This window comes from Bacteroides sp. HF-4919 (assembly GCF_018860125.1).
On the sequence record NZ_JAHKNF010000009.1, the window covers coordinates 59,514 to 82,297 of the forward strand.

Below are 22,784 nucleotides of genomic sequence, written 5' to 3' on the forward strand. Positions count from 1 at the left end.
GCCATACCTTTGCAATAAAAACATAGAGTATGAAAAACGCAAAAATTACTATTGGACTTATCGGGCTATTGTTAATAGGTCTTGTTTCTGTGAGAAAAGAAGGAAAGGTACAAGAAGCCGGTTTACTATTGCAAAATGTGGAGGCTTTGGCTACAGGAGAGTCGTTCCCGGATGGAGAAATAGCCTGTTTCGGTGACGGATCTGTGGACTGTCCGTTCACATATCTGAAAGTTGAGGTAGTATACCGTGAAGAATAATGGGACGGCCCATTAAACTTATCGGCTATTTATGCTTTCTGATGGCACTTTGCTCATGTAAAGAGACCAAAGAGCAGCAAATATCCCGTTTGATCCACGAATGGGAGGGTAGAACGATTGTCTATCCCGCTGATATGACATTCAGTGTTTTGGGAAAGGACAGTGCCGGTTATTCGTTTCCCCAAAATGAATATACCATAATGACTTACGTGGATTCGGTGGGCTGCACCAGTTGTAAATTGCAACTTCCTACATGGAAATATTTCATTTCTATGGTCGACACAATGGCAAATGGAAAGGTATCTTTTCTCTTTGCTTTCCATCCGAAAAACAAAAATGAAATCTCTTTTCTATTGAAAAGAGATCGATTCCTTTATCCGGTTTTTATCGATGAAAAGGGAGGTTTTGATGCTTTGAATCATTTCCCTTCGGATGTGAACTTTCAAACTTTCCTTTTGGACAGTCAGAACAGGGTGATTGCGATTGGTAATCCTGTCCATAATAAAAAGGTGCGTGACCTTTATTTGCAAATTATTACCGGACGGCAAACCGGAGTCGCTACCTCTTCCCAAACAAAAGTGGTTTTGGATAAAAACCTCGATGAAATGGGCGATTTTGATTGGAAAACTCCCCAGACTGCTACTTTTAGTTTGCGGAATCTTGGCGATCATCTTCTGATTATCGAGGACATAAATGCTTCGTGTGGCTGTACATCCGTCACTTACAGCAAGGAGCCTGTGCCTTCGGGGAAGTCTGCCGATATTCAGGTTACTTACCGTGCAGAACATCCCGAACATTTTGAGAAGACCATTACTGTATATTGTAATACTCCCACCTCTCCAATACGTTTGAAGATTCGGGGTAATGCAGTTGATAAAGAAAACTAATAGTTAACCTTAAAAAATTATGGAGAACGTTAGCCTATGGAAAAAGTTTGATTTAGAAGGCAATTGGATTGCTTTTCCGTGGAAATGATAAACGGAATAAATAAAATGATAATAAACTAAAGTAAGAAAATACAATGAAAATAAAAAAGAGAATTTTGACTGTGCTTGCAATTTATGCGGTATTATTTGCAGGTTATAATGTATATAAATCACAGAACATCCGTTTGTCTTCAGATATTTCTTTAGCTAATGCTGAGGCATTAGCGTTTGGTGAGTTTGATGAGTTAGATTGCACAAGTTATTTAGGTGTTTATCAAGGTGCCTCTTCTTCTTCTGGTAATACTTATATTCATAAATATCGTTGTGGAGGAACTGGGACAGAGTGTCATGCGAGGGATGAGATCCATTCTTATTATCAAGGAAAGTTATCAATAACAGTACAAAATGTAGCAGGCATTTGTAGGTAAGTAGAGATGATCTTTTAAACAATAATGCGAATAAGTAGTTGGTTTACTGATTCAGAAAGATAGACATAGGTTGCCTGATTTTAGATACGATACAACTTGTGAGAACAAGTCCCTGTGGCTTTCTCTTTCTTTATGGCTTGTACTTCTGCCTTAATCTCTTATGTGGTGTAAATATTTGTACTGGAAAGTTTTCATCAAAGAAAGAAAAATTATTATGTGTCTTATTTTTCAAGTCTGTTTTTTACTTAACTATCCTGCACATTCTCTTTTGAATACGGTCGGGGCATTTTCTGAAGCAGCTGTTAGAATAATCATTCCGGGAAAGTAATGATTCTTTCCTGATTCTTTCTTTTGTAGGTGATAATTGGTAGGAGACCAAGGATTGAGAGGACCACAATCTTCTGACTTGAATAATTGTATCGTGATTTCTGACGAAGTTTTAAATGCTTCTGAAAGTATGTTTAAATGATGTGTGTTGAATGTTTCTTGTAAGAAAACAACTGGCGTTATTTTTCTTATTTGTTGGTTTTTAAGTAGGCTCAAAACAGTGGGTTGATAAACTGAGTAATAACATTTTGAATCATGGATTAGAGGTAAATAACTCCTAATTCGCATTAATAGTCTAATTATTAGCTTATGAAGACAGTATTATTTTTAATTATAGGCTTTTGTCTATTCTCTTGTATAAACAAAGGAAGGATGGCGGGAGACAAAGCTATCTGTTTGGATTCTATCGTTATACAAAAGGAGCTTCGATTTTCAAGTCTTTTTGAAAAACCGGAAATTATTATTTTGGATGATGATACCATTGTTGGCAACATTGACAAACTGTTGGCAAAGGACTCTTTGCTTCTTATTTTAGATAAAGAATTGAATGCTCTCCACGTATTTGATCGAAGCGGAGAATTTAAGTATAATATCGGAAGCCAGGGGAGTGGTCCGGGAGAGTATACGTTGCTGTGTGATTTTACCCTTGATAAGGAAGGGAATGTCTATGCCTTAGATTTTACCAGGCAGATTGTGTATTGTTATTCTTTATCCGGTCAGTTTTTCAGCTCTTTATCGTTGAATCGTGATGAAGGTCAAAGCCATTATATACACTATAATCAGGGTGATTTATACACAGATTTACATTCAAAATCGGGTGAAGACGCCATGATGAGGAAAGTTGATTTGAAGGGGGGGCAAACAGAAAGAAAATATTTTTCTGTAAATGTTAATAATGAAGGATGGAGGCAGATTCAAGGGCATTCTCCTTTCTGTTTACCTTTGGAAAAGGAATTATGCTTTTCTCCTTTGTATTCAAAGGATATATTATGTTTACAGGGTGACCGGGAAGATATCTGGCTGAAATTTGTAACGGATGCTTGGATGGATAAAAAGACACTTGATAAAATAGATGTGAATAAAGGAGAAACTCTTCGGTATTTAGTAGAATCCGGTAAGGTACATAGCTTGATATTTTGGGCTCATGTGAAAAATGATTATCTTTTTAAGTATCAGAAAGGTTATCAAACTTATTATGGTTTATTGAGTGCGTCTCGGGACTCTTGTTCTATATTCAATGGGTGTGTTGATGATTGGGTGTACAGGGCGAAGGGGGACGATGTACATATCATTCCTAATTTGATAACTTATGACGAGAAGGGAGTGTATGGCTGTCTTGATATGTACACTATGCCTTTGTTTTTGTCGTTAGTGAGATCGGGGCAAGTGAATGAGAGTTTGGATAGGATTTTAGAACTGAAGAATTTGACAGAGAATTCTAATCCATTGATATTTTATTATCCTGCAAAAGAATAAATATCTTAGAAATAATAATTATGAAAAGAAAAAAGGATCTTTTGATTGGAGATTGAATCTTTAAATATTATCTTGGCGTTTGTTATAGGATTTATCTTTTTGCAATGGTAAGATAATGACTTCTAACTAAATAAACAAAAAGAACTATCCGGTTTTTGCTACAGCATTTTGTGAAAAAAAATAATAATATTGAACCATGATCAAACGACCGTACTTAAGCGTCACCCTACTTCTGTTGTCATCTATGTGTATCTTGGGGGCATGCGAAAAAGAGAAATCCCATACAGTTCTGGAATTGTTTTCTGAATCCCAATCTCTGTCTCAAAAGAAGGACTTTTATGTTAATGAAGATTCTATAGCAATAATAGAGGGATTAAGTTGTGACGGAAAGAATCTCATAGTTAATGACTATCACTCGGGATGTTGCTATACGCTGTTTGACAAAAAATCAGGTGAATATATCGCTCGTTTTGGGACTATCGGACAGGGTCCGGCTGAACTGCCTTCACCCTGTTATGGCTACTTAACGAAAAGCGGTTTCACTGTTTTTGATGACCAAACACGTATTGTGATGAAATACAGTCTCGACTCTTTACGCAACAGTCGCAAGAAGGATGGTTCACCGGTACGTCTGGCGCAATATAAAATTCCGGAGGCGCAGATTTCAAGGCTCATAGCGATAGACGATACGACTTTTTTGTGTACCGGGACATATAAATCCCGTTACCAATATCTGTTATTCAACAAAAATGACAGTGTGCTGGATTACGGTGTGGATGTGTATAATGCTGCGGATAGCGCTTTTCAAATATACACCAGATATCTTTCTAATCAAGGAAATTTAGTAATGAACCCTGAGAAACATACATTTGCCGGTTCAATTAACTTCTCGTCCAACATGGACTTTTTTGAAATAGTAAACAATAAAATTGAGTTGATAAAATCGTTGAGGTTGGGAGATCCAATCAACAAACCCGTTAATGAAGAAGGAATTTATTATGTAGATCTAACAGAAAATACTCAGGCGGGTTATATAGATCTTAGTGCTACCTCTAAGTATGTTTATGCTTTGTACTCTGATAAAAAAATGTACGAAAACAACCGAAGATCGAATACTGTATTGGTTTTTGACTGGGAGGGTAATCCGATTAAGAAATATTCGTTAGATACTGATGCTTATTATATTGCAGTGGATGGTACTCAACAGAGTTTGTTTGCTGCTGTGAAAAATAGTTCAAGTGGATGGAAAATAGTATGTTACACGTTAGATTAATGGTTCACACTATATATGAATTTAGTCTTCCTGCCGATACATTTCCATTTGTTTTCACAGATAGTGAAGAAAGTATTTCTTTTGTCGTTTCATGTGTGGCGAAAGATTCGTTATATTGTTATCGGTTGAAAAAAGAATAGGAGGAAGAAGAGAATTGGCTGTTTGGTTGTGACAGTATTTACTGGTTAAATTTTTATATTATGAAAGACTTCTGTTTAGTTGTATTGGTAATATTGTTTACGTGTTGTGTTTCATCTTGTCAGAAACAGATTGATAAGGGATTTGAAATGACGGTCGATCTGTCTATTTCTAATCCATATCTGCCGATGTCTGTATTGGTGGACACCATTGAGTCTGTCAGGCTGCAATTACCTTCTCCTTATTTTTGGGGTATGGTCGATAATGTAATTTCAAAAGATTCTTGTTATTACATTTCGGATAGAAAGCAGGAAATGGCATTCCGGTTTGATAAGAATGGTACTTTTTTGAATACGATTGGTCAGCGGGGTGAGGGACCGGGAGAGTATAGAGAGATGGACTCTTTTTTCGTAGGAAAAGATTGTGTTTATGTCTGTGATATGGGTAAACGAACGATTTATTCTTACAGTTTTGATGGAGAATTTCGTCATTCGTTGAGCTTCCCTTATTCTCTTGTTTTCAATGATGTTGTTGAGTTGCCGGATGGCCGTTTTCTCTGCCATCGTCCTTCTGAAGATGAGAATTGTAAGGGACTTTGGATTCTGGATCAGAAAGGGAGAAGAGTGAAGAATTTGTTAGAATATGAAAAGGGGATTCCTTATGTGCATTCTGCTTGGAATACACTGTGTGCTCAAGAGGATAGAACCATAAAAATCTATAATCCGGTGGATGGAAGCTATTATCAATATGATGCTGTGAATGATACAGTGGTAAGAACCATGAGGCAGAAGTCTAATTTGCCTATGTTGGCGGATTTTCACTGCTCGGACCGGGAATTGTACGAGACGAAAGAGGAGTGCACATACAGTCTTTTCACGGTGGATGGAAAGAATCTTGTTTTCTCTCTTTGGTCTTTTAATTCAGCAAATAAGGGAATGTGGTCTGTCTATTTTAAGAAGGATGGGCGGATAGAGCAAGGAAATTTGACCAAGATGGATATTCCGGGATATTCGGAAATGGGACGTCCGGTTTCATCTAATATCCCTAATACATTTGTCACAGTTTATACGGATGAATTCCCGGATGATGCATTTCCGTCCGCTTATCAGCAACAGGAGATAAATGAGCAAACTGCGATACTTAGTCTTTTGAGATTAAAATGACTATTCTGTTGATTTTTAAATAATAATCACAATATAAACTAAATTAAAAATATGCATATCATTAAAGTGATATTTAGTCTTGCACTAATATTGAATATTTGCGTTAGTTGTCATGAAAATGATGACACCGCATACTTCAATGGTAAAATTCAAACGATTGAAGATAGTATCAAAGACACGAAGAAAGCTACATTGAAAATACTTCCATTGGATGGAGCGAATTTTGGATGGCTATCCACATACGACTCACTGATGTTTTTTATGAATCCTAAATTACCGGATCGCTTTTATAATATATTTAATATAGACACCGGAAAAGAAATAGGCACTTTTTGTTATAGAGGAAGTGGTCCTGGGGAAGTTGCCGCTTTGGGTCCGATTTTTCATTTCTTTAAAGAAAAAGGGGATCTGAAAACTCTACTGTTCGCTCCTAATGAAGAGAAGCTATTTATCTGGAATATAACTCAGTCGATCAAGCGGGACACCACTGTTATGGATAAGCAAATCTCCTATCCCTGGAGAGAGGAGAATGGAGGTGCTCCATACTATTTGATGTTTCTGAAGGATGAAAATACATTAATTACAGAGTTACAGTCGTTCCCGCTTAATGATAAAGAAGCTACTTTGCCCGTTTATCAAAAACGGACACTTGACACGAATAAGTTGCTGAAGAGCTTTTCAAGCTATAAGAAGTCGATAAGGAATGATGAAGCTTCCATTCTGCCGGAGTCTTTTTTCTACTCGAATGATGCCATTAAACCGGATGGAACTAAAGTGGTGCAAGCTATGGTTCATCTTGCGCAATTGAATATTCTGGATCTTGAAACAGGTCATGTGAGCGGCTATCGTTTGGAAGGTGAACCGGACTTTTCTGTTTTTAAAAGTGATGAAAAAATAAAGTCGTATTTTACAAGGGTTCAGGCGGATGACAATTACATATATGCAGTATATTGGGAAAAAGAGCGTTGGGAACGTTTTGAGACTCCACACATGAATATCATTCATGTATATGATTGGGATGGGAATCTGATACAAAAAATAGAGACGGATTATAGCATTGGGCAGATGTGGATAGATCCTATCCGAAATAGATTATATGTGACAAATCCCCAAATAGATGACGTGCTTTATTTAGACCTGGATGATTTCTTGGTTCCTAACACAGGTTTATGAATTCATCAACTAAAATAATAGGATTGCCTCCGATGTCAAATTCAATCCTAAAACATGAATATCTTAGAAAGAATAAGTCTGAATAGAAAATAAGCATTTTTTTTACTATGAAATATATACTGTTTATCCTGTTAGTTTTAACTTTGGCAGCTTGTCAATCGGAGAAAGATAGGCGGTTGGAATATGCTTTGGAATTTGCCGGCGATAATCGCGTGGAGCTTGAAAAGGTATTAGAACATTATAGAACTGATCCGGAAAAATTGGAGGCAGCTCGTTTTTTAATTCGTAATATGCCGGGATGGTATTCTTATGAAGGAAATGAACTTGATTCTATTCACCATTTATTAGTTGGGGTTTGTGAAGGGCGTCCTATATCTAAAAGGGAGAAGAATAAATGGAACAGAATTTCCTTTGACTCTCTCTTCAAGATATATGACGCCCAAGTGATAACAGCGGAATATTTGATAGATAATATAGACCTGGCTTTTGAAGTTTGGAGGAAATATCCTTGGAATAGAAATTTGTCGTTCGATGATTTTTGCGAACTGATATTACCTTACAGAATAGCCGATGAACCTTTATCGGATTGGCGTAAATTGTATTATGAAGATTATGGAACTCTACTCGATTCTCTTTATAAGGGGGATGATGTTATTGAAGCTTCTAAGATCATTGACGGGAAACTGAGAAAGCTGTATTACATCTACAATACTGATTTTCGGATACCTCACTTGGATGCTGTTTTTCTTTATCATAATCGGATTGGTTATTGTCGTGAAGCATGCGACCTGACAATATATGCTATGCGTGCTTGTGGAATTCCTGTTGCGACCGACTATTTTGTTTATTCACCCGATTATCAACATTATCATTGTTGGACGATGTTGCGTGACACAACAGGAACTTTTCTTCAATTCGGATTTAATGAGTTTGAAGCGTCACGTGATACCTTACGGCATGACGGAAGGAAAAAGGGGAAGGTGTATCGCTATTGTTTTGGCGTACAACCTAAGAAAATCTCCGGGATTTCGGGCAATAAACGGTTGTATCCTGTGTTTAGAAATAGATTTGTGAAAGATGTGACATCTGAATATTTTGGAAGCAATGATACGACAATACCGATACAAATACCTGGAGAGCAATACATCTACTTAGGGATATTCAGTCCCGGCGGATGGATTCCTGTAGATATGGCACTTGGTAATGCGGGTAAGGTTACTTTCCGGGATATAGAACCCGATGTGATTTATCAGACTCTTTATCAGGGAGATGGAGGAAAACTTTATCCGGCGGGATATCCGTTCATATCTAAAAGGGGGGGTGAGTTTGTTTTGCTGAAACCCAATATCGATTTGATGAAGGAAGCTATATTAAGGCGGAAAATGCCTCAGCAAAAGACAATTGCGGAATGGGCTTATCGAGCAGTTATAGGGGCAAAGATTGAAGCTGCCAGTGATTTGTCATTTATACATGCAGATCTGTTATGGCAATTTGAGGATACGCTTACCACTAATTATTGCATATTAACTCCGCCTTCAAGAAAGAAGCATAGGTATGTGCGGTATGTTGCTCCGGCAGGGAAAAGAATGGAGTTGGCGGAACTGGCACTATTTAAGGATTCACTGTGTCAGGAGAAGATTCGGTTGAGGAGGATAAACAGTATAGAACCGATTGCAAAATTAGAGTATGTTACAGATGGCAATATATTGACTTATTTTCAGGCACGTGATACATCTTCTTATCTGGCCTATGATCTGGGAGAAAGTATGCCGATTGAAAGAATTGTTTTCTCTCCGCGTAACGATGATAATTACATTTGGCCCGGGGATAATTATGAGTTATTCTATCAAGACGGAATCAATGGATGGAAGTCATTAGGCAGGAAAGTGGCGACGGAAAGAAAAATTGAATTTTTAGTTCCGCAGAATGCCTTATTGTGGTTGAGAAACTGTACCAAAGGACGGGAAGAACAGGTTTTTATCTATAAAAATGGAAGGCAAACTTTTACGTTTGATTTATAAAAGTCGGGTGTGCGATGGTGTATGAGGAGGTTGTTTCCGGAAAAGGAAATATGAGATAATTGATGTTTTATTAGCTATATTCCCCAGGACTGAAAGGTTTAGTTCATCATCAGACTCATATACGGTTGCATCTCGCACAGTATTTTTTCTGATAGTTCACCGATGGTCATTCGGGTGTGTGCTCCCGGTAAGCGGACCTCACTGGTCATGCACTTTCCATTGCAAAGATAATAATATCCGTTATTGGCTGACAATTGTTCATCGGTCAGTTCAATGTTCATTTCTATTTCTGGATGACTGGCTGCATAGAGCTGAAGAACTGTCCGGGCATCAATGACACGTGCCATTCCTAATGTTTCGTTAGGCAGGGAGGCTACAGGAGGAAGTTGAAGAATGATCCGGTCGGTGCCGTTCCTTAGCCCGGCCCGGCAGAGCAATTGTGCCCGGACAGCTTCATTGTCAGCAAATAACTCGTTGATATACGAGGTATTATCGTGTTTATAGACAACAGCTATACCCGTTATTCGATTGTCCTTTCGGGCTACGAGAGCGGTATTTTGTGTCAAGGCAAGATCGGCAAGAACTACTTTGAAATCAGTAGACGTATGTTGTAAACAACAGGTACGTTCTGATAATTTGCCGTTCAAATATTGATAAACATCTTCTTGGTATTCTGTAACTTCCTCAATGCTGCCCGTTTCCGAATCGGCAGGTAATTCTGAAAGAGAGAAGGATTGGTGAGAGATGCGGAAAACCGGGGCATAACCTGCTTTTGCATAATAACCGAACAACCAGGGTTCAGCGGGAATAAGCGTACTAAACAGGACACCGTTGCGGAGCATACGTGCAAAACTTTGTGACAGTAGTTCGCGCATCACTCCTTTGCTTCGATAGTCGGGATGAGTGCATGCGCCGGATATGTATGAAGTAGGCACGGTTTGACCACAAAACGTCATGGGATAAGGGAGCATTTGGAGCGCAGCAATCACTTCTTCGCCACTTTGGATGGCTAAGTTGACTTCGTTGTTATAACGAAGCCGGAAGTAGAGTTCGATGAATGCTTCGCTATCATCGAAACACAATTTCCATAATGATTTTACCTGTTCTCTTATCATCAGTATGCTACCATTTTATCATTTCTACAGGTTGTTCTTTCAAACAAGCCATATATTTCTCCAGAATCGTTTCCGGGTGATATGAGAGCTTAGCTTTACGCAACCCTTCTATTCCCAAATCTTCTTCACGGTTGATGTAAATATATTGTTCGGGGATGTGGTTGGCAAATTCGTAATTGATCATGGCATAAGCTCCATCAATATTCGTATCTGCTTTTTCCACATGTACACCGAAGGTTTCTTTATTGATCGGCATGCCGAAAGTAAAAGCTACAATCTGACCATTGACATGCAGGATACCTCCCGTTAATCCTAACTCTTCGAAATGGTTGAGGGCATAGAGCAAAGCACGGCGCTCGTTTCCGGTTCCCTCCTGCTGGTCACAGTCATTGGCTTTGCACCATTTTGCTTCCAGTTCCAGACATTCCTGAATTCTGTCTTTGGTGATCGGAGTGTATTCGTAATCAGGGTATGTGTTGCGAAATTTGTTGATGTGATTCCGCTTTGACTGGAATTTTTTTCCCTTCAGTGTTGCGAGATCGCTGCGCAAATAAATGTAGTCGGCATAATCACGGTCAACCGTGAATCCGAACTGACCGGGCATGATAGCCTCAAGGTCTTCGCGCATACACGAACAGACACCCAGCATACAAAAAGGTTCGCCCTCCTGCCGGGCATCCTCAACCAGTTCGTTCAATACCTTTTCGAGGTTTCCTTCACCGACAGGCATCATATAAGCCAGTTCATCACCGGCCCAAAATTTGAAAACCAGAAAATTGTCGACTATGGCAAACTTGGTGTGATACAAGAACCGCCAGCTGCATAAGTTTGAAAAAGATAGGTCGCAGTTGCGGCGACAACTATTCATCGTGTAAGCTGTGATGGTATCCTTATCCTGGATCGTTATATCTTTGAATGCGATCATAAAGTTTTTGTTTCCTAATTAACTGTTTATATATAACAAAGATAAAACGATTTTGTTAGAGAATGCCTAACATTCGTAAAATAGTTGGAGTCAACAATGCGGTAAATATACCGTTGAGCGTTAAGCCAAGACTTGCATAGGCTCCGTATTTGCTACTGATGTCCATAGCCGTTGAGGTGCCGACGGCATGTGCGGCCGTACCCATGGAGAGTCCTTGAGCTATAGGACTACCTACGTGCATGATTTTCATGGTCTTGAAACCTAATACAGCACCCAGCAGACCTACACATACTACTACAGCTGCTGTCAGTGACGGAATTCCCCCCAATGTTTTAGTGACTTCCATAGCAATCGGAGTGGTTACCGATTTAGGAGCAAGTGACAGAATTACTTCCTGCGAGGCTCCCATTAACTTGGCTATCAATACTACTGATATCACACCGACGATACAGCCGGCCAATTGGGACAGAATGATGGGAAGCAGCTGCTTTTTAATGGTTTCAAGTTGCAGATATAAAGGAACTCCAAGCGCTACGACTGCCGGCTTCAGCCAAAATTCAATCAGATGTCCACCCTGATTGTAAGTCTCAAAAGAGATGTTTGTTATTTTGAGGAAGATAATAATGACTGCAATAGTCAACAGGATCGGATTTAGCAACAGAATTCCTGTCTTTTTCTGTAAAAGCTTGGCAAAGAAGTAAATCCCAAAAGTGATTGCCAACAGGAAAAATTCATTTTCTAAATAGTTCATTTGAGTTTACGTGTTAATTGATGAACCCATCCGGTGATGACAAGCACCAGCAGGGTACTGACTAAGGTAGCTATCACAATCGGCCAGAATTGCGCCGCAATGATGTCGAAATACAACATCAGGGCCACTCCCGGGGGGATGAAGAAGAAACCAAGATTAGCAACCAGAAAGTCGGACATTCCTTGCACCCAATGCAATTTGATCCAACCTAATTTTAAAAAAAGGGTGAGCAGCAACATCCCGATGATGCTGGACGGGAGCTTAATTCCCGTGAGATAAACAATCAATTCACCCAAAGCCAAACAGCCAAATAAAATGGCACACTGACGTATCATACTATTACCTATTGAATTTTGAAAACGTTGCAAAGTTATGAAAAATAGAGTTAGGGTATCAACTAATATGGTACGAAGATTCTTTTTTAACAGTGGGCAACTACAAAAAAATCAAGAAAAAGTAAACGAAATGGATTACTTTATCTATTTTTGCAAAATGAAAAACGAATATACATAACGAATATTAACTACTAAAAACAGAATTGACATGAAAAAGAGTTTATTAATCAGTGTTTTTGCAACACTGGCAATGATGATTTCTTTAAATGCATTTGCACAAGAAAAAGCGACAGGTAAGGCTTATAAAGCAATTCAAAAGGACGAAAAAGTAATCAACAAAGATTTGCAGAAAAAAGCGATTAAAGAAGCCCGCAAAGAGGCGAAAGCACTGGCAAAAGAAGGCTTCAAGACTCCGGTTGGAAAATTGCCGTTGGACAAACAGCTGGAAAATTCATGGGAAAAACAGATGGAAATTGATATGAATGGCAATCCATATTGGTATATAGCAACTGCAAGAGTGATTGGTGGAAATCAGTCGGCTGCGGCTATGCAGGCAACCAATACTGCTAAGATTGACATTGCCGGACAGGTTCAGACAAAGGTGACTCAACTGATTGAATCGAAGGTTGCCAATGACGATATGGGACAGGAAGAAGCGGCCAGCCTGTCGAGTGCTGTAGCTGCCGGAAAAAGTATTATCAGCGGAACATTGGGGCGCACTATTCCTTTGGTGGAAGTGTACAGGACATTGCCAAATAAAAATGTTGAGGTAATGGTTACCATTGGTTACAGTCTGGAGGCGGCAAACAAAGTTGCTGTCAAAGCGCTTAGCGAAGAATTGGCTAAAAAATCACCGGAACTGGCTAAAGAACTGGATAAACTTGCTCAGTGAGTTTTAATATAAAAAGGCAAACTGAATGAACGTAAACAGGCTATTAGGAATTTTAGCTGTACTTTTATTGACCGCTGCCAGCGCTCTTTACGCGCAGAAACCCGTAAAAGTGAAAGGTGTACAAGGGCGTTGGCAGGTCAGCGATGACATCACATTGAAGCAGGCGGAAGAGCGTGCTTTTATGGAAGCAAAGAAAGCTGCTTTGCAAAAGGCGGGCGTGATGGAGAATGTGTGGTCTGTTTTTGGGCAGATTACCCAGGAAGACGGACAGGAGCTTCACGAAGCTTATTCGCAAATGAATGTGCTTGCTATCGGAGGAATGGTGAATATTACTAATAAAAAGGTAGAAGAGGTTTGGGACACAGATACACGCAGCTTGTATAAGGTAATAACCATCGATGCCGAAGTGCAGAAAGAGGATAAACCGGACAGTTCGTATGCTCTCGAAGTGAAAGGGGTGGAGACACTCTATCGTGAGGGGGATGTGTTTCACTGTAAATTGACTGTACATGGTACGGATTCATACTTGAAGTTTTTCTGGTTCGACAGTAATGGGGGAGCTTTGCTTTATCCTAATAGTTACGAACCCAATACGTTGTTGAAAGCCGGCAAAGAATATTCGATTCCTTTCAGTAATGCTGTGGACTATCGTATGGAGAAACAGCATAACAAGGAGAGCGAGAAGATAAATATGATGATGGTGGCAACTAAAGAGGATATTCCGTTTACTAAAGAGGTCACTTATCAGAATGTATTAGAGTGGGTGTACTCTATTCCGGCAGTTCAGCGTTGTGCTTTTTATGATATGGTACTTATAAAATAGTGGTTCCCGAACTACTGACCGTTAATCATTAATCACTTATTATGATGAAAACGAAATATTACTTTTCTTTCGTTTTTGCGTCACTCTTTCTGGTTCCATCCGTTGCTATGGCACAGGATGTGAACTATCAGAAGGAGTTTGATAATTTCCAAAAGAAACAGCAGAAAGAATATAAAGACTTTAAAAATAAAGCAGACGAAGAGTTTGCCACATTTCTGAAGGAAGCGTGGCAAAAGTATAATGCCTCTGTGGGGGATTCAATGCCGACACGACCGGAACCGGTGAAACCGACACTTTTCGATAAAAAGAAACCTGTCCCTGCTCCGGTAGAGATTAAGCCGGCGGCTCCCAAAATACCTGTGTCCGATAGACCGGGAGTAGGGGATAAAGTAAATGTGGAAGTTAAAAAGCCGGATCTGCCTGCGGTAGCAGATAAGCCGGCACCCGGTGTCTATGTACCGGGTAAACCTTATACTCCTGTGAAAGTTGATATCCCGGTTCCGCTGCCCGGAAGTTCGGCCCGTCGCAATGTGATTGAGTTCTATGGTACTCATTTTGAGGTGGCTACGGATATTATTGAAGACTTTGTACTGGGGGGGACAAGCGAGAGTAAAGTTGCGGCTGCTTGGAGCCGGTTGTGTAAAGCCGATCACGAGCAATTGATTAACGATTGCGTCCGTTTGAAGAATGAGCACCGGATGAACGACTGGGCATTCTTGCTGTTCATTAAACAGTTAGGGGTACAAATGTGTGGTGCTGCCCGGAAAGATGATGTTGCTTTTTTACAGATGTTTATTCTCAATAAATGTGGATATAAGGTGCGTCTGTCTAAAATAAACGATAAGCTGAAGTTGTTGGTGGCTCCGGCAGGAACTATATTCGGTGTTCCGTATATTACTTTCAAGGGCGTCAAATACTATGTGTTTGAAGCAGATAAGGGCGGTTCGATGGCTGTTTATACCTACAGTCAGGATTTTGCCAATGCCAAGAATCTGGTGTGTATGGATTTGAACGCTGTGCCACAGTTCGGTATGCAAGAGTTGGGTAAAACAGTGTCTCCTTCGGAAAAATCTCTTCTTCAAATCAATGCGGTTGTCAATAAGAACCTGATGGACTTTTATAAAGATTATCCGCAATGTGAAGTTGCTGTCTACTATAAAACACCCATGAGCAAAGAGTTGAAGAGTGCCCTTTACCCGTCTTTACAAACAGCTATAAAGGGAAAATCAGAGAAGGATGCTGCGAACATTCTGATTGATTTTGTACAGAATTCATTTCAATATCAGACAGATGGTGAACAATTTGGCTATGAAAAGCCTTTCTTCATGGACGAGAACTTTTATTATCCGGCTTGTGACTGTGAGGACCGTGCCATCTTGTTCTCCAATCTGGTGAAAGACTTGATGGGATTGGACGCTGTGCTGCTCGACTATCCGAACCATATCGCTTCGGCTGTCCGGTTCAACGAAGAAATCTCGGGTGACTACATCTTGCTGGATGGTAAAAAATATCTTATTTGTGATCCTACTTATATCGGTGCACCGATAGGAATGTGTATGGATCGTTTCAAGAGTGTAGCTCCGGAAATAATCCGTTAGTGTTAAATATTATAATAATTGCAGGTTCGGGGTAAAAAATACCCCGAATTGCAATGTTGATATTGCAATATTGTGTACTTTTGCGGCGTGAAATAACACACCCTACTGAATTTATATACAATATTAAATATCTATGCTTAATTTAATTAACTCTATCGTTGCGCGTGCGCAAGCTAATCGCCAGCGCATTGTCCTTCCCGAAGGTACAGAGGAACGTACCTTGAAAGCTGCCAATCAGATTTTGACAGATGAAGTTGCAGATTTGATTCTTTTGGGTAATCCGGAAGAAATTAATGCTGCCGCTGCCAAATGGGGACTCGGAAATATCAACAGGGCCACTATTATTAATCCTGAGAATCATCCGAAGAAAGAAGAATATGCGCAATTGTTGTGCGAACTCCGTAAGAAAAAAGGTATGACTATCGAAGAAGCCCGTAAATTGGTACTCGATCCGTTGTATCTGGGCTGTCTGATCATTAAAAGCGGTGACGCTGACGGACAATTGGCGGGTGCCCGTAATACTACGGGAGATGTGCTTCGTCCGGCTCTCCAGATTATAAAGACATCTCCGGGGATTACATGTGTGTCGGGTGCTATGCTGCTGTTGACACATGCACCGGAATGCGGTCAGAATGGTCTACTGGTGATGGGGGATGTTGCTGTCACTCCGGTTCCGGACGCTTCACAACTGGCACAGATTGCCGTTTGTACAGCGCGTACTGCTCAGGCGGTAGCAGGAATAGCTGATCCGAAAGTAGCAATGCTTAGTTTCTCTACTAAAGGTTCGGCAAAGCATGAAAATGTGGACAAGGTGGTAGAGGCATTGAAATTAGCTAAAGAGATGGCACCCGATTTGAATATCGATGGTGAAATGCAGGCGGATGCCGCTCTGGTTCCTTCGGTAGGTGCGAGCAAGGCTCCCGGTTCTCCGGTTGCCGGTGAGGCAAATGTGCTGATTGTGCCGAGTCTGGAAGTTGGTAATATTTCTTATAAACTGGTGCAGCGTTTGGGACATGCCGATGCTGTAGGCCCGATTCTTCAGGGTATTGCCCGCCCGGTAAACGATCTTTCACGCGGATGTTCTATTGAAGACGTATACAGAATGATTGCAATCACAGCCAATCAGGCGATTGCTGCAAAGAATGGTAAATAATTAAATCGAAAATCAGATATGAAAGTTTTAGTGTTGAACTGTGGTAGTTCATCTATCAAATACAAGCTGTTCGATATGGACAGCAAAGAAGTGATTGCCCAGGGAGGAATCGAAAAAATCGGTTTGAAAGATTCATTCCTGAAACTGACTTTGCCCAACGGTGAGAAGAAAATCCTTGAGAAGGATATTCCGGAACATACTGTAGGGGTAGAGTTCATCCTGAATACCTTGGTAAGCCCGGAATATGGCGCTATCAAATCACTTGAAGAGATCAATGCCGTAGGTCATCGTATGGTACACGGGGGTGAACGCTTCAGTAAATCAGTATTACTGACTAAAGAAGTGCTTGAAGCTTTCGCTGCCTGCAACGATCTGGCTCCCCTCCACAATCCTGCTAACCTGAAAGGAGTTGATGCCATTACGGCTATTCTGCCGAATGTTCCGCAAATCGGTGTATTCGACACTGCATTCCACCAAACCATGCCGGAATATGCATACCTGTATGCTATTCCTTATGAATTGTACAAAAAGTACGGTGTACGTCGTTATGGTTTCCACGGAACTTCCCATCGTTACGTTTCACAGCGCGTGTGCGAATATCTGGGGATTAAACCGGAAGGACTGAAACTGATTACTTGCCATATCGGAAATGGTGGTTCGATCGCCGCTATCAAAGATGGCAAATGTATCGATACCTCTATGGGATTGACACCGTTGGAAGGTTTGATGATGGGTACCCGTTCTGGTGATATCGATGCCGGAGCTGTAACATTCATTATGGATAAGGAAGGCTTGACAACTACAGGCATTTCCAACCTGTTGAATAAGAAAAGCGGTGTGGCTGGTATGATGAACGGTTCAAGTGATATGCGTGACTTGGAGGCTGCCGTTGCAAAAGGTGATCCTCAGGCTATCTTGACAGAACAGATGTATTTCTACCGCATTAAGAAATATATTGGTGCATATGCTGCTGCTTTAGGAGGCGTAGACGTTATCCTGTTCACAGGTGGTGTTGGTGAAAATCAGGCAACTTGCCGTGCCGGTGTTTGTGAAGGACTGGAATTTCTGGGCGTGAAACTCGACGCTGAAAAGAATAAGGTTCGTGGCGAAGAGGCCATTATCTCAGCTGATGACTCAAGAGTGAAGGTAGTGGTGATCCCTACAGACGAAGAATTGCTGATTGCGTCTGATACAATGGCTATCCTGGATAAATAAAGGTTGATAAGTAATATAGAGGAAAGGCCGGAGGCGGAGATTTATTCTCTGTACTCCGGCTTTTTATATAGTTTGGGTGTGGAGGGAGGCAATCCGTTTTTGAGCGCTAAGCAGCCGGGGACGAGCTATTTAACAGAATATTCATATCCCTTTCTCCTTTTCTTCATTTTAAAAGTTTTATCTTTGCTATCACTAACTCAAATAAACTTAAATGATACAAGAATGAAACGACTTTTTTATTTCTTTCTTTTTGTCTGTGTGGCAGTTATTGCGAATGCTCAGGCAAAATATGTTTTCTATTTCATTGGTGATGGAATGGGTGTGAACCAAGTAAATGGTACGGAGATGTACCGTGCCGAAATCCAGAAAGGGCGCATTGGTGTGGAGCCTTTGCTTTTCACCCGGTTTCCCGTCGGAACGATGGCTACTACTTTTTCTGCTACCAACTCTGTGACTGATTCTTCTGCTGCCGGGACAGCCCTTTCAACCGGTGAAAAGACCTATAATGGTGCTATTGGCATGGATGATCAGAAGAATCCCTTACAGACTGTTGCCGAGAAAGCTAAGAAAGCCGGCAAGAAGGTTGGGGTTACTACCAGTGTAAGCGTCGATCATGCTACTCCTGCTGCTTTCTATGCACACCAGCCGGATCGTAATATGTATTATGAAATAGCTACCGATCTTCCTAAAGCCGGTTTTGACTTTTATGCCGGTGCCGGTTTCCTGAAACCGACTACTACTTACGACAAAAAAGAAGCTCCGAGCGTTTTCCCGATGTTTGAAGAAGCCGGTTACACCATTGCCCGTGGATATAACGATTATAAGGCTAAAGCTGCCACAGCCGGTAAGATGATTTTGATTCAGGAGGAAGGTGCCGATGCGGGTTCTTTGCCTTATGCTATCGACAGTAAAGAAGGTGACTTAACCCTCACACAGATAACGGAAAGCGCGATTGATTTTCTGACCAAAGGAAAAAATAAAGGTTTCTTCCTGATGGTAGAAGGTGGTAAGATAGACTGGGCATGCCATGGAAATGATGCTGCTACAGTGTTCCACGAAGTAGCCGATATGGATAATGCGATTAAAGTTGCTTATGAATTCTACAAAAAACACCCGAAAGAAACCCTGATTGTAGTAACTGCCGATCATGAGACAGGTGGTATAGCATTGGGAACCGGAAGATACGCTCTGAATCTTAAAGCACTTGAAAACCAGAAGGCATCTGCTGAAGAATTGTCTAAGAAGATCAGTGATTTGCGCAAAGCTAAGAACAACCATGTGGCTTGGGAAGACGTTAAAAATCTGTTGTCCGAACAGATGGGCTTCTGGTCTGTACTTCCTATCTCGTGGGAGCAGGAAAAGAAACTGCGTGACGAATATGAAAAGTCATTCGTGAAAAATAAAGTAGAATTTGCCGAGAGTATGTATGCCAAGACCGAACCGATGGCAGCCAAAGCCAAAGAGGTGATGGATCAGATCGCTATGGTAGGCTGGACCAGCGGTGGGCATTCTGCAGGATATGTGCCGGTGTTTGCTATCGGTGCCGGTTCTGATCTGTTCATCGGTAAAATGGATAATACAGAGATTCCGAGACGCATTGCAAAAGCGGGCGGATATAAGTAACCGGCAGGTAAGTTCACCATAGAGCACGCAGAGTATACAGAGGATTTGTTGATATACGTATTAATAAACTCTGTGTACTCTGTGTGTTTTGTAATGAACTTGCCTCGTTGACGTTAATTTATCCTCAATATTCTCTATCTTTCAAAGAATTTCTTTAGCTTTGTCTTGTAAACTTTCAAAGAAATATAGAAATGACTAAGTTTGAAATAGAAGAAAAGATAGTAGATATGCTCAAAACCGTATTCGATCCCGAGATACCGGTAAACGTATACGATCTGGGACTGATCTACAAGATAGACGTCGCCGAAGAGGGAGAGGTTTCTATCGATATGACCCTGACTGCTCCTAATTGTCCTGCGGCAGATTTCATTATGGAAGATGTACGGCAGAAAGTAGAGTCAATTGAAGGAGTGAATTCTGCCACTATCAATCTGGTTTTTGAGCCGGAGTGGGACAAAGATATGATGAGTGAAGAGGCTAAACTGGAACTGGGCTTTTTATAATCGTTACTGTTTTACCTCTATTCTTAAACGATCCATTCTTACAGTATGAAGAACGTATATTTCCTTTCTGATGCCCACTTGGGTTCACGTGCCATAGAGCACGGACGTACACAGGAGCGGCGCCTGGTCAATTTTCTCGACAGCATAAAACATAAAGCTGCCGCGGTATATCTGCTGGGTGACATGTTCGACTTTTGGTATGAGTTCCGTTTGGTGGTGCCCAAAGGTTATACCCGTTTTTTAGGAAAACTCTCTGAACTGACTGATATGGGAGTAGAGGTGCATTTCTTTACGGGCAACCATGATCTTTGGTGTGGCGATTACTTGACCAGGGAGTGTGGGGTGACGATTCACCGTGAGCCGGTGACTACGGAAATCTATGGGAAAGAGTTCTATTTGGCGCATGGTGACGGACTGGGCGATCCGGACAAAAAGTTTAAGTTACTGCGCACGATGTTCCATAGTCGTACGTTGCAGACTTTATTTTCCGCCATTCATCCCCGTTGGAGTATGGATTTAGGACTGAATTGGGCCAAACATAGCCGATTGAAACGTGAAGGGGGGAAAGAACCGGATTATATGGGTGAAGATAAGGAGTTCTTGGTGCTTTACACAAAGGAGTATCTGAAAAATCATCCCGATATAAACTTCTTCATCTACGGTCACCGTCACATTGAACTTGACTTGATGTTAAGTGCTACTGCACGTATACTTATTCTGGGCGACTGGATCAATTATTTCTCCTATGCGGTGTTTGATGGTGAGAACCTGTTTCTTGAGAATTACATCGAGGGAGAAACACAGCTTTAATTTTCCGGAGTCAGTTGCCGGAGACGAATCAGATAAGCCCTTCGTCAGCAAAACTATAAAAACAACCGTCGCAGACAATGATATGATCCGTCAGGGTAATGTTCATTGTTTGCGACGCTTTTTGTATAGCTGCCGTCAGGCGTTTGTCTTCCTGGCTTGGTTTTGCATTGCCCGACGGATGATTGTGAATCAGAGCTATCTGCGTGGCACGTCCTATCAGGGCTTCCCGCAAGATGGTACGTACATCGGCGTATGTTCCGTCAATCCCCCCTGTACTGATACGTAATTTGCTGATTACTTTGCATGCCTGATTTAAAAGTAGGATCCAGAACTCCTCTTGTGGCAGGTCGCACATTAATGGGTGGAACAGCCTGTAAATGTCCTCTGAGCATCTGACTTGTTCACGCTCTTTGCTTTCCTGTAGTTTGCGCCTTTTCCCCAGTTCAAGAGCTGCCATGATAGTAAGACTTTTGGCGGGTCCCATGCCCTTGAACGAGGAAAAGTCCCGTACTTCCCATTTTCCCAGTTCATTCAGGTTATTGTCGCAAGAGGCAAGTACCCTTCTCATCAGTTCAACGGCACTCTCTTCCGTATTGCCCGAACCTATCAAGATGCCCAACAGCTCGGCGTCGCTCAATGCTTCGGCACCTTTTGCCATCATTTTTTCGCGTGGCCTATCGGCTTTGGACCACTGGTTGATGTTTAGTTTTTGTTTGTTTTTCATAAGTCGGATAGAGAGTGTTTGTATTCTTTTTATATCAACAACTGAAAGACCGCCTTTTTTATTTATAGAAGTTCTTGCGGAAAGCTTCAAACTCGTTTTTTCCCAATACACAGCGTTCCCACCACGCACGCCAGAATCCCGTTCCGTATCCGATAAGTTGGATGAAAGAGGCAGCGATGGAATAGATGCCGATGCGTAAACTTTTGTTTTGCAGCGCAGAATCCAGACAGACCAGCAATGTATAAAGCAGAATCGGGACAAGACTGAACAGGCAGAAGGGAGTACATAATAGCAGAAGTGTAACTCCTAATGTGAATGCAGCCGGTAACAGGTGGACGACTTTCAACGATTCGGGATATTTTTTATAGAGGTTGATACGCGCAATGCCGGAGTTGTGTACCTGCTTGAAGAACTTCTTAAAATCTGTGCGCCGTTTGTGGTATACCCAGGCACCGGGAAAGAGACGGCATCGGTATCCTCCTTTGAAAATGCGAATGCTGAAATCGATGTCTTCGCCGAAGCGCATATTAGAGAAGCCTCCCAATGCCTGATAGACTTCACGGCGGACACCCATATTGAAACTTCGCGGATAGAACTTATCCATTTTCTTTTTACCCCCGCGTATGCCTCCGGTAGTGAAGAAAGAAGTCATCGAATAATTGATCGCTTTCTGTATATCAGTGAAAGAACTATGTGCCCGGTCCGGTCCGCCAAAGGCATCGGCCGGGGTGGCAGAAAGTTCCTGTTCCACTGCATCGAAGTATCCTTCGGGAAGGATACAGTCCGAATCTAATATGATAAGGTAGTCCCCTCCGCTGCGTTCGGCCCCGTAATTACGGGTCTGTCCCGGGCCGGAGTTTGGTTTGGCGTAATAATGTATGTCCAGTTTCCCTTGATATTTATTTACTATCGCTTCGCAAGGGACAGATGATCCGTCTTCTACCACTATGACTTCGAAATCCTTGAAATGTTGGGTAGTGAGGCTTTGCAATAATTCGTCCACTTCATCGGGACGATTGTAAACGGGGATAATAACGGAGTATCGCATAGGTTTAATGATAATCGGTTGTTGACTTGCAAATATATGCCATTATTTTTCGATAACCGTCATGGATGGTAATAAAAAAATGCGGCC

22 protein-coding genes are annotated in these 22,784 nt (G+C 41.3%); 16 read left to right on the forward strand and 6 right to left on the reverse strand.

The window, feature by feature from the left end:
- Positions 1 to 29: 29 nt before the first annotated feature.
- From KO473_RS15705 to KO473_RS15740, 8 genes are all read left to right on the forward strand, one after another.
- Entirely contained in the window at positions 30 to 257 is a 228-nt protein-coding gene (locus tag KO473_RS15705) for an NVEALA domain-containing protein (RefSeq protein WP_005779008.1), read from the forward strand.
- Positions 257 to 1,144 (forward strand): DUF1573 domain-containing protein, encoded by an 888-nt coding sequence (locus tag KO473_RS15710; RefSeq protein WP_005779007.1) that lies wholly within the window; start codon positions 257 to 259, stop codon positions 1,142 to 1,144. Before KO473_RS15705 ends, KO473_RS15710 begins: the two co-directional genes overlap by 1 nt.
- Before the next feature lie 134 nt (positions 1,145 to 1,278).
- A complete protein-coding gene (locus KO473_RS15715) occupies positions 1,279 to 1,611 on the forward strand; it encodes an NVEALA domain-containing protein (protein WP_005779006.1) in 333 nt (110 codons plus the stop codon).
- Between the two features lie 636 nt (positions 1,612 to 2,247).
- Positions 2,248 to 3,414, forward strand: coding sequence for a 6-bladed beta-propeller (locus tag KO473_RS15720; protein ID WP_005779005.1), 1,167 nt, complete (start codon positions 2,248 to 2,250; stop codon positions 3,412 to 3,414).
- A 196-nt stretch (positions 3,415 to 3,610) separates the two neighbouring features.
- Positions 3,611 to 4,687, forward strand: coding sequence for a BF3164 family lipoprotein (locus KO473_RS15725; RefSeq protein ID WP_005779004.1), 1,077 nt, complete (start codon positions 3,611 to 3,613; stop codon positions 4,685 to 4,687).
- Positions 4,688 to 4,887: 200 nt separating this feature from the next.
- Positions 4,888 to 5,988, forward strand: coding sequence for a BF3164 family lipoprotein (locus KO473_RS15730; protein ID WP_005822965.1), 1,101 nt, complete (start codon positions 4,888 to 4,890; stop codon positions 5,986 to 5,988).
- Between the two features lie 51 nt (positions 5,989 to 6,039).
- Positions 6,040 to 7,161 carry a BF3164 family lipoprotein gene (locus KO473_RS15735; RefSeq protein WP_122130408.1) on the forward strand — a complete coding sequence of 374 codons (1,122 nt, stop codon included), beginning with the start codon at positions 6,040 to 6,042 and terminating at the stop codon, positions 7,159 to 7,161.
- A gap of 107 nt (positions 7,162 to 7,268) precedes the next feature.
- Positions 7,269 to 9,182 carry a discoidin domain-containing protein gene (locus KO473_RS15740; RefSeq protein ID WP_005822968.1) on the forward strand — a complete coding sequence of 638 codons (1,914 nt, stop codon included), beginning with the start codon at positions 7,269 to 7,271 and terminating at the stop codon, positions 9,180 to 9,182.
- Between the two features lie 98 nt (positions 9,183 to 9,280).
- Here the strand turns inward: KO473_RS15740 and eis are convergent, their stop codons facing one another.
- From eis to KO473_RS15760, 4 genes are read right to left on the reverse strand one after another with little or no spacing between them, the layout of a single operon-like run.
- Positions 9,281 to 10,297, reverse strand: coding sequence for an enhanced intracellular survival protein Eis (gene eis, locus KO473_RS15745; protein WP_005778999.1), 1,017 nt, complete (start codon positions 10,295 to 10,297; stop codon positions 9,281 to 9,283).
- Positions 10,298 to 10,304: 7 nt separating this feature from the next.
- Positions 10,305 to 11,222: a DUF2156 domain-containing protein gene (locus KO473_RS15750; RefSeq protein WP_005778998.1), complete on the reverse strand. Its 918-nt coding sequence runs from the start codon at positions 11,220 to 11,222 to the stop codon at positions 10,305 to 10,307.
- Between the two features lie 55 nt (positions 11,223 to 11,277).
- Positions 11,278 to 11,973, reverse strand: a complete 696-nt coding sequence (locus KO473_RS15755) for an LrgB family protein (RefSeq protein ID WP_005778997.1) — start codon at positions 11,971 to 11,973, stop codon at positions 11,278 to 11,280.
- The gene (locus KO473_RS15760; protein ID WP_005784314.1) at positions 11,970 to 12,308 is read right to left on the reverse strand and encodes a CidA/LrgA family protein; all 339 of its coding nucleotides are present in this window, start codon (positions 12,306 to 12,308) and stop codon (positions 11,970 to 11,972) included. Before KO473_RS15760 ends, KO473_RS15755 begins: the two co-directional genes overlap by 4 nt.
- Before the next feature lie 208 nt (positions 12,309 to 12,516).
- Between KO473_RS15760 and KO473_RS15765 the strand changes: the two genes are divergently transcribed.
- From KO473_RS15765 to KO473_RS15800, 8 genes are all read left to right on the forward strand, one after another.
- Positions 12,517 to 13,200 carry a hypothetical protein gene (locus tag KO473_RS15765; protein ID WP_005778995.1) on the forward strand — a complete coding sequence of 228 codons (684 nt, stop codon included), beginning with the start codon at positions 12,517 to 12,519 and terminating at the stop codon, positions 13,198 to 13,200.
- 25 nt (positions 13,201 to 13,225) lie between these two features.
- Positions 13,226 to 14,023 (forward strand): DUF4384 domain-containing protein, encoded by a 798-nt coding sequence (locus KO473_RS15770; protein ID WP_122130407.1) that lies wholly within the window; start codon positions 13,226 to 13,228, stop codon positions 14,021 to 14,023.
- Between the two features lie 44 nt (positions 14,024 to 14,067).
- Positions 14,068 to 15,621, forward strand: coding sequence for a hypothetical protein (locus KO473_RS15775; protein ID WP_181996036.1), 1,554 nt, complete (start codon positions 14,068 to 14,070; stop codon positions 15,619 to 15,621).
- Positions 15,622 to 15,754: 133 nt separating this feature from the next.
- Entirely contained in the window at positions 15,755 to 16,774 is a 1,020-nt protein-coding gene (gene pta / locus KO473_RS15780) for a phosphate acetyltransferase (RefSeq protein WP_122130405.1), read from the forward strand.
- An 18-nt stretch (positions 16,775 to 16,792) separates the two neighbouring features.
- Entirely contained in the window at positions 16,793 to 17,989 is a 1,197-nt protein-coding gene (locus KO473_RS15785) for an acetate kinase (RefSeq protein WP_005810807.1), read from the forward strand.
- 222 nt (positions 17,990 to 18,211) lie between these two features.
- Positions 18,212 to 19,612 carry an alkaline phosphatase gene (locus KO473_RS15790; RefSeq protein ID WP_005822972.1) on the forward strand — a complete coding sequence of 467 codons (1,401 nt, stop codon included), beginning with the start codon at positions 18,212 to 18,214 and terminating at the stop codon, positions 19,610 to 19,612.
- A gap of 191 nt (positions 19,613 to 19,803) precedes the next feature.
- Entirely contained in the window at positions 19,804 to 20,115 is a 312-nt protein-coding gene (locus KO473_RS15795) for a metal-sulfur cluster assembly factor (protein ID WP_005778989.1), read from the forward strand.
- A gap of 45 nt (positions 20,116 to 20,160) precedes the next feature.
- Positions 20,161 to 20,925 carry a UDP-2,3-diacylglucosamine diphosphatase gene (locus KO473_RS15800; protein ID WP_005810803.1) on the forward strand — a complete coding sequence of 255 codons (765 nt, stop codon included), beginning with the start codon at positions 20,161 to 20,163 and terminating at the stop codon, positions 20,923 to 20,925.
- A gap of 28 nt (positions 20,926 to 20,953) precedes the next feature.
- Here KO473_RS15800 and radC read toward each other — a convergent pair whose 3' ends face one another.
- Entirely contained in the window at positions 20,954 to 21,649 is a 696-nt protein-coding gene (gene radC, locus KO473_RS15805; protein WP_005822973.1) for a DNA repair protein RadC, read from the reverse strand.
- A gap of 58 nt (positions 21,650 to 21,707) precedes the next feature.
- Positions 21,708 to 22,697, reverse strand: coding sequence for a glycosyltransferase family 2 protein (locus tag KO473_RS15810; RefSeq protein ID WP_005810799.1), 990 nt, complete (start codon positions 22,695 to 22,697; stop codon positions 21,708 to 21,710).
- Positions 22,698 to 22,784 lie beyond the last annotated feature (87 nt).